Source organism: uncultured Shimia sp. (assembly GCF_913054185.1).
Classification (GTDB): Bacteria; Pseudomonadota; Alphaproteobacteria; order Rhodobacterales; family Rhodobacteraceae; genus Shimia.
On sequence record NZ_CAJXIV010000121.1, the window covers coordinates 1 to 10,857 of the forward strand.

Here is a 10,857-nt window from a genome sequence, read left to right on the forward strand (position 1 = left end):
AACCTCAAGTTCACCGGCATTCAGGCTTATCAGGGCGCGATGCAGCACATGGACAGCTTTGAAGACCGCAAAGCCAAGCTTGATGTGGCCATCGCTCAGGTGCAGGACGCTGTGGACGGCCTCAAAGCCGAAGGCATCACTTGCGAATTGGTCTCTGGCGGCGGCACCGGCTCTTACTATTTTGAGAGCAACTCGGGTGTGTTTAACGAGCTGCAGTGTGGGTCTTACGCCTTCATGGACGCGGACTATGGTCGCATCCTGGACAAAGACGGCAACCGCATCGACCAAGGTGAATGGGAAAATGCCTTCTTCATCCTGACCAGCGTGATGAGCCACGCCAAAGCGGACAAAGCCATCGTGGACGCAGGTCTGAAAGCCCAATCCGTAGACAGCGGCCTGCCGGTGATCTTTGGTCGCGACGATGTGGAATACATCAAATGTTCTGACGAGCATGGCGTGGTCATGGACCCAACCGGCGCGCTGAAGGTCAACGACAAGCTGAAACTGGTGCCGGGGCACTGCGATCCGACCGCCAACGTGCACGATTGGTACGTTGGGGTGCGTGACGGCAAAGTGGAAACGGTTTGGCCGGTATCCGCCCGCGGCCGCGCCTACTAAGCCCGCCACCCAAAACCACCTCCGGCGCATGGGGCGCCGGATTGGTGCCCGCGTGTCTGCTTTCCCTCCAGAATTGACTCGCGGGCGCTCAAATTTCTGATGAGAGACCACCATGCTGATTGTACCTGAACGCGAAATTGCCGACCTGATGACCCGCGACGCGGCGTTTGATGCCGTCGAAAAAGTCTTTGCCGCCATGGCCGCGCGCGACGCTTATAACTTCCCTGTGGTGCGCGAAGCCATCGGCCACGAAGATGCCTTGTATGGTTTCAAAGGTGGCTTTGATCAGGCTGGTCTGACGCTGGGCCTGAAAGCAGGCGGCTACTGGCCCAACAACCTGGAAAAACGCAACTTGATCAACCACCAGTCCACTGTGTTCCTGTTTGATCCGGACACCGGCAAAGCCAAAGCCATGGTCGGCGGCAACCTGTTGACCGCGCTGCGCACGGCGGCTGCCTCTTCTGTGTCGATCAAACATCTGGCCCGTGATGATGCCAGAGTCATTGGCATGATTGGCGCGGGTCATCAGGCCACCTTCCAACTGCGCGCCGCGCTGGAGCAGCGCCAGTTTGAGAAGGTGATCGGTTGGAACTACCACCCGGACATGCTGCCCAATATCGAAAAAGTTGCCACCGAAGCGGGCCTGCCTTTTGAGGCCGTCGAGCTCGATGGCATTGGCGAAGCTGACGTGATCATCTCGATCACCTCTGCTTTTGCACCATCTCTGATGGCGGATCACGTGGCACCTGGCACCCATATTGCCTGCATGGGCACCGACACCAAAGGCAAACAAGAGGTCGAAAGCGCGCTGTTGGCAAAAGCGTCTGTCTTCACCGACGAAGTGGCGCAGTCGATCTCGATTGGTGAGGCGCAACACGCCGTGGCCGAAGGGTTGATCAAGGAAAGCGACGTGGGTGAAATTGGCGCGGTGATCAACGGCACCAATCCGGGCCGCATCTCGGCGAAGCAAATCACCTTGTTTGATGGCACAGGCGTTGGCTTGCAGGATCTCGCAGTCGCTGCTGCGGTGGTGGATTTGGCTGTCGAAAAAGGCATTGCCATCGAGGTGGATTTCTAAGAATCCCAGCAGCTTACGCCCGAAGAACCGCCCTCGTTGCATCTTTTTCGGCGGGGGCGTTTTTCTGTCCGCCCTCTTTTGAAGCTCTGCTTGCCGCTACGTCTTATTCAACGATCTGTTGAAAGTATCTCCCGATTTGCGCCGTTTTGCCTCGTAGTCGTAGGCGCTAAAACCAAAGCACACGCGCGCGATACTTGCGCGGTAGGGGAGACCAAATGACGCATCGCTTGGATAGGACGGCACAGAAAGACGGCGCTCAGGCGCGGTTTGGCGCTGTTCTGTTCCTGTCTCCCTCACTCACCCAATACCGCGACGGCTTGTCTGTCGCGCCCTTGATCTGCCCTTCTTGGGCAGGCGGTAGCCGCAAAACGCGGCCTGCTGTGGTCGCCACGCATTGCGTGGCTGAAGTGGCCCCGGCGCTGACCTCTGAACCTGCCGCACCCCCCCAACTTCGGGGCACCGCGCCGCATATCGCAGCGCAGTGAGTTCACGCCGGACGGTGTCGCCTCGAGGAGAGGGCGGCATCACTCCGGCTCGCAAATGGAGGTCCCACATGAGGGATGGTAGCTATACCTATAAGCTGTTTGATCGCAGCGATTTTAGTGCTTTCTGGGCGCTGTTCACCGACAATTTGATCAACCTGATGGTGCTGGCTGGCGTCTGCCAGTTTGTGTTCCAGATGCCCGCCGAGATTGTCTATGGCCGCATCGTGCCCGGCGCGGCCGTGGCCATTCTGGCCGGGATCGCCGTTTATGTTGGTCTCGCCAAACGCGCCGCCGCGCAACATGGCCGTGATGTGACCGCGTTGCCGTACGGCATCTCGACCCCGGTGATGTTTGTCTATCTGTTTGGCGTGATTGGCCCGATCTACTGGTCCACCAATGACCCCATGCTGGCCTGGCAAGTGGGTATCGGCGCAGGGTTCATGGGCGGCATCGTCGCCGCATTGGGCGCGGTGATCGGCCCATGGCTGAAACGTGTGACCCCGCGCGCTGGTATGCTCGGAACGCTCTGTGGCATCGCGTTGGTGTTCATTGGCACCGTGCCGCTGGCGACTGTGTTTGAAAACCCGTTCATCGGCTTTGCCTCGATGATCATCATCCTTTGGGGCCTCGTGGGCCGCTTCCGTCTGCCATTCAACATCCCCGCCGGTCTGCTGGCGCTGATCGTGGGCACTGTGGTGGCCTTTGGCATCGGCGAAGCCAAGCTCAGCCTGGATGGCGTCGGTTTCTACCCACCTCTGCCCTACTTCGGCGACCTGATCGCGGGCATCCAGTATCTGTTTGCCAACCCGGAGCTGTTCCTGGTGCTGGTGCCGGTGCAGATCTACAACTTCATCGAAACCATGAACAACGTGGAAAGCGCCGAAGCGGCGGGAGATCACTACCCTGTGGCTACTTGTCAGATCACCGACGGTCTGGGCACCATGGTTGGCGCCGTGTTTGGCTCACCTTTCCCAACCACCGCTTACATTGGTCATCCAGCGTATAAGCGCATGGGCGCACATGCGGGCTACATCATTGGCGTTGGCGCGGTGATCCCGCTGGCGGCCTTCTTTGGTCTGCTGGCCTTCCTCACCAACCTGATCCCCACGGCCGCTGCCGCACCGGTGCTGGTGTTTGTGGCGCTCAGCCTGATCACCAACACCGCGCATTCGGTGAAGACAGATCACATGGCCGCCGTGACCATCGCGATGATGCCCCATGTGTCGGCTTTCCTGATGATCAAATGGGGTGCATTGATTGGGGCCTTGGGTGCTGTGGGCGTGGCTGGCTTGCCAAACCTTGGTGATGACGCTCTGACTGCAGCCCTGTTGCAACAAGGCGCACATTTCGAAGGCCATCTGGCCCTGTCCCAAGGTGCGATCCTGACCGGTCTGATCTGGGGTGCCATTGTGGCCAGCGTCATCGACGGCCGCTTCCGCAATGCCGGTGGCTTTGCTCTGGCCGCTGCCGTGATGTCAGCTCTCGGCATCATCCACGGCGCCAGCCTGCATTGGCCAACGCTGTCCGGCGTGACCTCCGGCTACCTGATTGCGGCTGCCTTCCTCTACATCTACCCGCTGTTTCACAAAGAGGAAGACCTCGTGAACGAAAACGCGGTGGTGGACGAAGTTCCGGCACCAGCAGAGTAACGTCCACTTCCCCGGACGCCCTTGTGCGGGCCAGCCATGTCCTTCCGGCGGCCCGCACCTTTTTATTCCTCCACATTGGACCCGACCATGTCACACACAGAGACCCAAACGCTCCTGCGGGGCCGCATTCTGGATTTCCACGCCGCCCCCACGGATGAGATGGACACCGACGCCTATACCTACATCAAAGACGGCGCGATCCTGATCGAGGGGGGCAAGATCAAAGCCACCGGTGTCTATCAAGACCTCGCGGCGCAAGCGCCGCAGGCGACAGTCAAAGACCACCGCCCAAACCTGCTGCTGCCCGGTTTCATCGACACCCATGTGCATTTCCCGCAGGTGCAGGTGATTGCCTCCTGGGGTGAACAGCTTCTGGATTGGCTCAATAACTACACCTTCCCCGAAGAAACCCGCTTTGAGGATCCCAAGCACAGCGCGGCCATGGCAGGGCATTTCTATGACCTGCTGACCAGCCATGGCACCACCACGGCTGTGTCTTATTGCTCGGTGCACACAGCCTCGGTGGAGGCCTATTTTGCCGAAGCCGAGAAGCGCAATATGTGCATGATTGGCGGCAAGGTGATGATGGACCGCAACGCACCCGACGCGCTGCGCGACACGCCGCAATCCAGTTATGACGACAGCAAAAAGATGATTGCCAAATGGCACGGCAAAGGCCGCGCGCATTACGCGATCACCCCGCGCTTTGCGATCACCTCGACGCCAGAGCAAATGCAGATGGCGCAGGCTATGGTGGCGGAGCACCCCGAGTGTTTTGTGCAGACCCACCTGAGTGAAAACCACGACGAAATTGCCTTCACCAAAGAGCTCTACCCAGATGCGCCGGATTATCTGGGTGTCTATGAGAGCTATGGCTTGCTGACGTCGAAAACTCTGCTGGGCCACTCCATCCACCTGACCCCGCGAGAGATTGATGTGCTGGCCGAAACCCAGGCCAAGCCGGTGTTCTGCCCAACCTCCAACCTCTTCCTCGGAAGTGGCCTGTTTGATGATGGCGGGCTGCGCGCCCGCGGCATTCAGAACGCAATTGCGACCGACATCGGGGCAGGGACCAGCTACTCGATGCTGCAATCCCTGAATGAGGGCTACAAAATCCTGCAACTTCAGAAGCAGAAACTGCACCCGCTGCGCGCCTTTGACTGGATCACCCGTGGCAACGCCGAGGTGCTGGGCCTGTCTGACAAGATCGGCACGCTGGCAGCAGGATCAGATGCAGATGTGGTGGTGCTGGATTCCCATGCGACCCACGCCATGGACTTGCGCATGCAGCGCGCGGAAAGCCTCTCCGAGGAGCTTTTTATTCTGCAAACCCTGGGCGATGACCGCGCTGTGGCCGAGACTTATGTCGCTGGCGTGGCACAGAAAAACGGCCGGGCGACGATGGCAAACACAGCTACACCGGCGCCGGTTCTCAAATCCGCTTGATCGACAAAAAACCTGTCAGCTGGCTCAAATCGGGTCAGCTGACAAACAACCGCGCAAGAAACACTGCACTCATGCCGTAGCCGATCACCACCACGATCCAGCGCACCACCGAGGCCGGAATAGCTTTGGCGACAAAGGCTCCGCTGTAGCCACCCAACACCGCAAAAACCATCATCAGAACCGCCATCGGCCAGACCACCAGGCCAGCAATGGCAAAAGTCACCACCGAAATTGCGGACAGCGCAAACGACAATCCGTTTTTGACCCCGTTCATCAGGTGAATGTCGCGCCAGCCCCACATGGCAAACAGCGCCAACAGCACAATGCCCAAACCACCGTTGAAATAGCCGCCGTAAACACTGACCAAAAACAATCCCACGGCCCCTTCCGGCTTGAACCATTTCGCCTTTTCCTGTGCCCAGGCCTGCAACTTCTCGCCCAACAGAAACGCCGTTGTGGCAAACAACAACAGGAACGGCACCACATAAGAAAACACCTCGTTGGACGACACCAACAACAACAGTGAGCCTGCCAATCCCCCTGCCAAGGTGACTGCCGTCAGCCGGATCATCTGCGCCCGTGACAGGGTTTTCAGTTCCGACAGAAAGCCGAGTGCCCCGCCCAAATATCCGGGAAACACCGAAACTGCGCTGGTGGCATTGGCGGCAACCGGCGGCACCCCGGCCCAGACCAGCGCCGGGAAGGTCAAGAACGTGCCGCCCCCCGCAATAGTGTTCACAACCCCAGCGCCAAAACCGGCCAAAGCCAGCACGAAAATTTCCAAAACAGTCATCGGGGTCTTTCTTTATCAAATTTGGTCTGGCGGTCCGCGCACCGTAGCGCGCATTGCTGGATATGCCAGATAATCGATCTTGTTTTTCAAGAAAAAGCGGAAAGTGCATCGTCTCAGACAGGCTTTGCCTCCAACGCCCCAACCGGACTAAAACCAATACAAACAATCAGGAGACACAACCATGACCGGCTATCTGACCACCCATGTTCTGGACACCGCCCGTGGCTGCCCTGCTGAGGGCCTGAAAATTGATCTCTACCGGATCGAAGGCGAGACCCGCACCAAACTCAAATCTTTGGTCACCAACGATGACGGCCGCACCGACGAACAAATCCTGCCCGCTGCAGAATTTGCCACCGGTGAATATGAGCTGATCTTCCACGCCGGCGCCTATCTGGACGCCTGCGGCACCCCGCCGGAAGAGCCACGCTTTCTCGATGTCGTGCCGATCCGCTTTGGCATGTCTGAAGCCTCGCACTACCACGTGCCGCTGCTGCTCTCGCCGTTTGGCTACTCCACCTATCGCGGCAGCTAAGGCTCTAGGGCAAAACAGTTTTGAAAAGGCGCGCTCCGGTTTCGGACGCGCTTTTTTTTGCGCAGCCCTGCAGACAGCGTAGGCTTTTTATTGTTCTGAAATTTTTGATACTGCTTGGCATTTAGAGGGAATTCCGAAAAAAGACCCTGTCGCGTAGACTGGTTAAAATTCGAATCTAGGGGAGACCGCCATGTACGATATGGCTATTTTGTGGGACTGGATTGCGTTCTCGGTGCGCTGGCTACACGTCATCACCGCCATGGCATGGATCGGCGCGTCGTTCTATTTCATCGCATTGGATCTAATGCTGAAACCGGCCAAACACTTGCCCGAAGGGGCATTCGGCGAAGAGTGGGAAGTGCACGGCGGTGGCTTTTATCACACCGTGAAATACCTTGTCGCGCCCTCCGAGATGCCAGAGCACCTGACTTGGCACAAATGGCAGAGCTACTCCACGTGGCTCTCCGGCGCCGCACTTCTGATGATTGTCTACTGGGTGGGTGGTGAGCTGTTTCTGCTGGATCCAACCAAAGCCGACCTGAGCCTGTTCCAAGGCATTCTGATCTCCGGCGGCTCCTTGACCATCGGCTGGCTGGCCTATGACTTCATGTGCAAATCCAAGCTTAGTGAGCAACCAACCCTGCTGATGTTGCTGCTGTTTGTGATCCTTGTGGTGATGTCTTGGGGCTACAACCAGATCTTCACCGGTCGTGCTGCGCTGCTGCATCTGGGGGCGTTCACGGCCACCATCATGACGGCCAACGTGTTCTTCGAGATCATGCCAAACCAGCGCATTGTGGTGGACGATTTGAAAAACGGCCGCACCCCGGACGCGAAATACGGCAAGATCGCCAAGGTGCGCTCGACCCACAACAACTACCTGACGCTGCCGGTTGTCTTCCTGATGTTGTCCAACCACTACCCGCTGGCCTTTGCCACGGAGTATGCCTGGATCATCGCCAGCCTGATTTTCCTGACCGGCGTCACCATCCGTCATTACTTCAACACCATGCACAAAACCGGCAAAGGCCCGCTCTGGACCTGGCTGATCACCGCGTTGTTGATGCTGACCATCGCATGGTTGTCGACGGCCACTGGCGGGGAAACCTACGAAGAATCTGAGGCCCGCGAAATGACGCCTTACGAGCAGAAGTTTGCCTCGGCTGCGGGTTTTGAAGACGCCTACTATGCGGTCACTGGCAATTGCTCCATGTGCCACGCCCGCGAGCCCTCTTGGGAGGGTCTGCACTGGGCCCCCAAAGGCGTAGTCCTGGAAACCGAAGCGGATGTGGCGCGCCACGCGGAGCAGATCTACCTGCAAGCGGGCCGCACCCACGCCATGCCGCCGCCCAACGCCATTGAGATGGATCAGGAAAGCCGTAATCTGATTGTGGCTTGGATTAAAGAAGTCCGTCAGGGCGGTTAAAGCCAAGCTTTCGGCGCGGACGGGAGGGCGCAGACTGCGCCCTTTTTGGTGCGCGGCGTTCAGTCCCGCGCAACAGGCTTGGCTTGTGATGGAAATGCGATCACCTGCCCATAGTCAGCCTGCCGCAAAACCACACCCACATAACATATTCCACCGTGTCTCTTTCGCCGTACACCGGCAGGTAAAGTTCTGACGTGCTGCGATATTTTTTGAGAGGCCCGGTGTAGGGCAGGGTGATTTGTAGAGGGAAGGGCTGTGTCGCCGCCTGCACAAAAGCCCCCCACATTTTGGACCCTGGGCCTTTGCCAATGTGATCAGAGAGCCATGTTCCAGTGAAGGCTTTGCTCAGCGTTTTGTTGAGTTTGCTGCGCACGTAAAGCCCTTTGAAGTCGATGGGCTCCCCGGCCTTGGAGCGTAGAACCTCATATATCGACAGAATGCTGGGTGGGGCTTGCAGGAAGGGAAGCCCAATGTTCTTGAGCTGTGGTAGCGGTGCGCCTGATGCCGCGGATCGCCATAAAAAGTACAGTTGCTTCAGCTCCGGTTCGAGCGTCGCGACTGAGAAGTTATTGGTATTCATTACGCGTTATCTCTACTGATCGGTCCTTTTTTGTTGCATGCCCCCTGTGCCCGCCAAAACGTTGGGCCTGCGCGCTCTACCCCCTGCAACGGTAATTCTGCGTACCACAAAAAAGGCAGTTTGGCTGCGTTTGCGCGGTAAAGGTGGGTGAAAACTACGTGAATAGTCCTAGGGTTGCCATGTTTTGGCGTGCACTGAGGGCGATCCGTCGACGTAGCGAATAAGACGGCGTGTGCCTTGGCGACCCCTGAAGGACTCGAACCCTCAACCTGCTGATTAGAAGTCAGCTGCTCTATCCAGTTGAGCTAAGGGGCCATTGCCAAATGGCCAGCAGGTTTTCCTGCGCTGCCACCTTTCTTATAGCCGCTGGGACTTGTCAACGGCACAGCGGGCAAAAACGCAAAACGGCACGGGCCTCAATTAGGTGGCCAGCAGAACCTCTGTGCCTTTGTTCGCGCAAACCTCTATCAACTCGTCTGGGATTTCATCGGTGAAGATGCGGCTGACATCTGCAAAATCAATAATTCGCGCTGGGGCGTTGCGTTGAAACTTGGAGTGATCCGCCAAAAGCCAGGATTCGCGCGCCCCTGCCAAAGCGGCGTGGGATACGGCGATCTCGTCGATGTCAAAATCATAAGCCACACCGGTGGCGGACACTGCTGAACAGCCGAGGATAGCATAGTCGAAAGCAAAATCACGGACCATACCGGCAGCGACCGGTCCCACCAATCCACCGTCTTCTGCGCGGGGCCGTCCACCGGTCAAAAGCACGTTGCACCGGGCGTTACCGGACAATATCCGCGCCACGTTGAGGTTGTTGGTCACCACCAGCAGGCCATCGTGGCCCAAAAGCGCGCTTGCCAAGGCTTCGGTGCTGGTGCCGATGTTGATGAACAGGGCAGACCCGTTGGGGATCTCCGCGGCACAGCGCGCCGCCATGGCCGCCTTGGCATCCGCATTCACCCGCCCGCGTTCTTCATACGCGATGTTGCGCACGCCAGACGGCAGCACAGCGCCGCCATGCACCCGCTCTAACCGGCCAGCATTGGCCATTTCATTGAGGTCACGCCGGATGGTCTGCACTGTCACGTCAAAATGTGCGGCCAGCCCCTCTACGGTGACTTTGCCCTCTGTGCGGGCGATTTCGAGGATTTCTCTCTCGCGAAAACTGCTCAACATGTTCGTTACTTTTCGTTTGCGTTCTGTCTTCAGTGACAGGCGTTTGGCAAATTTTCAACGAAATTCCAGGTGATCACGCCGAATTTCCTTGACGATATGCGCGTTTTGGGTTCGTAAGGGTGCGAAAATGTTCGAAGGTGTTCTTATGGAAGCGCAAACCGAAAATCCGGTGGATCTTTTTGTCATTGGCGGCGGCATCAACGGTTGTGGCATTGCTCGCGACGCAGCGGGGCGGGGGCTTTCTGTGGAGCTGGCCGAAATGAGTGATTTGGCCTCGGCCACCTCGTCGGCCTCCACCAAGCTGTTCCACGGTGGCCTGCGCTACCTTGAATACTTCGAAGTCCGCCTCGTGCGCGAAGCGTTGATTGAACGCGAAACCCTGCTGCGTGCCATGCCGCATATCAGTTGGCCGATGCGCTTTGTGCTGCCCATGCACAAAGACATGCGGTTTGAAAATGATACCCCCACATCCAAGCTCTTAAGCGTGGTCATGCCATGGATGAAAGGCCGCCGGCCAAGTTGGCTGATCCGCATGGGCCTGTTTATGTATGACCACCTTGGTGGGCGAAAAATTCTGCCCGGCACCCGTACCGTGGATCTAAAAATCGACGAAGCCGGTGCGCCAATTCAGGATAAGTTTGTCAAAGCCTTTGAGTATTCCGACTGCTGGGTCGAAGACAGTCGCCTTGTAGTGCTCAGCGCCCGCGATGCCGAAGCGCGTGGCGCCACCATCCGCACCCGCACAAAGGTGATTTCAGCCCAGCGAGGTGACAACCTCTGGCATATCGAGATGGAAGACGTTGACACCGGTGTGCGTCGCATCACCCGCGCCAAAGCGTTGGTCAACGCGGGTGGCCCATGGGTTGCGGATGTCATTCGCGGCGTCATTCAGCAAAACTCAACCGCCGGCGTGCGTCTTGTGCGCGGCAGCCACATCGTGACCAAACGCTTGTTTGACCACGACCGTTGCTATTTCTTCCAGGGCACCGATGGCCGGATCATCTTTGCCATTCCCTATCAGGAAGACTTCACCCTCATCGGCACCACCGATCAGGAACACACCCACGC

10 protein-coding genes, 1 tRNA gene and 1 pseudogene are annotated in these 10,857 nt (G+C 58.0%); 8 read left to right on the forward strand and 4 right to left on the reverse strand.

All coding sequences use genetic code 11. From position 1 onward, the window contains the following. The 5 genes and pseudogenes from QZ517_RS18355 to guaD all read left to right on the forward strand — a co-directional run. A pseudogene (locus QZ517_RS18355) lies at positions 1-618 on the forward strand (DSD1 family PLP-dependent enzyme); the annotation flags it as partial. 112 nt (positions 619-730) lie between these two features. Beyond that, a complete protein-coding gene (gene bhcD, locus QZ517_RS18360) occupies positions 731-1,696 on the forward strand; it encodes an iminosuccinate reductase BhcD (protein ID WP_294229918.1) in 966 nt (321 codons plus the stop codon). Between the two features lie 215 nt (positions 1,697-1,911). Further along, on the forward strand, positions 1,912-2,181 hold the full coding sequence (locus QZ517_RS18365; RefSeq protein ID WP_294229921.1) for a hypothetical protein: 270 nt from the start codon (positions 1,912-1,914) through the stop codon (positions 2,179-2,181). 68 nt (positions 2,182-2,249) lie between these two features. After that, positions 2,250-3,830 carry a xanthine/uracil/vitamin C permease gene (locus QZ517_RS18370; RefSeq protein WP_294229923.1) on the forward strand — a complete coding sequence of 527 codons (1,581 nt, stop codon included), beginning with the start codon at positions 2,250-2,252 and terminating at the stop codon, positions 3,828-3,830. A gap of 87 nt (positions 3,831-3,917) precedes the next feature. Further along, the gene (gene guaD, locus QZ517_RS18375; protein WP_294229926.1) at positions 3,918-5,276 is read left to right on the forward strand and encodes a guanine deaminase; all 1,359 of its coding nucleotides are present in this window, start codon (positions 3,918-3,920) and stop codon (positions 5,274-5,276) included. 34 nt (positions 5,277-5,310) lie between these two features. Here guaD and QZ517_RS18380 read toward each other — a convergent pair whose 3' ends face one another. Next, the gene (locus tag QZ517_RS18380) at positions 5,311-6,069 is read right to left on the reverse strand and encodes a sulfite exporter TauE/SafE family protein (RefSeq protein WP_294229928.1); all 759 of its coding nucleotides are present in this window, start codon (positions 6,067-6,069) and stop codon (positions 5,311-5,313) included. Positions 6,070-6,250: 181 nt separating this feature from the next. On the opposite strand from QZ517_RS18380, the gene uraH reads away from it, so the two are divergent. After that, positions 6,251-6,604: a hydroxyisourate hydrolase gene (uraH, locus tag QZ517_RS18385; RefSeq protein ID WP_294117273.1), complete on the forward strand. Its 354-nt coding sequence runs from the start codon at positions 6,251-6,253 to the stop codon at positions 6,602-6,604. A 190-nt stretch (positions 6,605-6,794) separates the two neighbouring features. Beyond that, positions 6,795-8,030, forward strand: coding sequence for a urate hydroxylase PuuD (locus QZ517_RS18390; RefSeq protein ID WP_294229932.1), 1,236 nt, complete (start codon positions 6,795-6,797; stop codon positions 8,028-8,030). A 100-nt stretch (positions 8,031-8,130) separates the two neighbouring features. Here the strand turns inward: QZ517_RS18390 and QZ517_RS18395 are convergent, their stop codons facing one another. From QZ517_RS18395 to QZ517_RS18405, 3 genes are all read right to left on the reverse strand, one after another. After that, entirely contained in the window at positions 8,131-8,610 is a 480-nt protein-coding gene (locus tag QZ517_RS18395) for a hypothetical protein (protein ID WP_294229936.1), read from the reverse strand. A 238-nt stretch (positions 8,611-8,848) separates the two neighbouring features. Beyond that, positions 8,849-8,925: transfer RNA gene (locus QZ517_RS18400), tRNA-Arg, on the reverse strand. Positions 8,926-9,030: 105 nt separating this feature from the next. Further along, positions 9,031-9,789: a DeoR/GlpR family DNA-binding transcription regulator gene (locus tag QZ517_RS18405; RefSeq protein WP_294229939.1), complete on the reverse strand. Its 759-nt coding sequence runs from the start codon at positions 9,787-9,789 to the stop codon at positions 9,031-9,033. A 127-nt stretch (positions 9,790-9,916) separates the two neighbouring features. Between QZ517_RS18405 and glpD the strand changes: the two genes are divergently transcribed. Further along, the coding region (gene glpD, locus QZ517_RS18410) for a glycerol-3-phosphate dehydrogenase (RefSeq protein WP_294229942.1) at positions 9,917-10,857 on the forward strand (941 nt) is incomplete at its 3' end.

Excerpts from the sequence above, each read along its gene's own strand:
- bhcD (WP_294229918.1), top strand. The coding sequence starts at position 731 with ATGCTGATTGTACCTGAACGCGAAATTGCCGACCTGATGACCCGCGAC.
- QZ517_RS18365 (WP_294229921.1), top strand. The coding sequence starts at position 1,912 with ATGACGCATCGCTTGGATAGGACGGCACAGAAAGACGGCGCTCAGGCG.
- QZ517_RS18395 (WP_294229936.1), bottom strand. The coding sequence starts at position 8,610 with ATGAATACCAATAACTTCTCAGTCGCGACGCTCGAACCGGAGCTGAAG.
- QZ517_RS18390 (WP_294229932.1), top strand. The coding sequence starts at position 6,795 with ATGTACGATATGGCTATTTTGTGGGACTGGATTGCGTTCTCGGTGCGC.
- uraH (WP_294117273.1), top strand. The coding sequence starts at position 6,251 with ATGACCGGCTATCTGACCACCCATGTTCTGGACACCGCCCGTGGCTGC.
- QZ517_RS18405 (WP_294229939.1), bottom strand. The coding sequence starts at position 9,789 with ATGTTGAGCAGTTTTCGCGAGAGAGAAATCCTCGAAATCGCCCGCACA.
- QZ517_RS18380 (WP_294229928.1), bottom strand. The coding sequence starts at position 6,069 with ATGACTGTTTTGGAAATTTTCGTGCTGGCTTTGGCCGGTTTTGGCGCT.
- QZ517_RS18370 (WP_294229923.1), top strand. The coding sequence starts at position 2,250 with ATGAGGGATGGTAGCTATACCTATAAGCTGTTTGATCGCAGCGATTTT.
- guaD (WP_294229926.1), top strand. The coding sequence starts at position 3,918 with ATGTCACACACAGAGACCCAAACGCTCCTGCGGGGCCGCATTCTGGAT.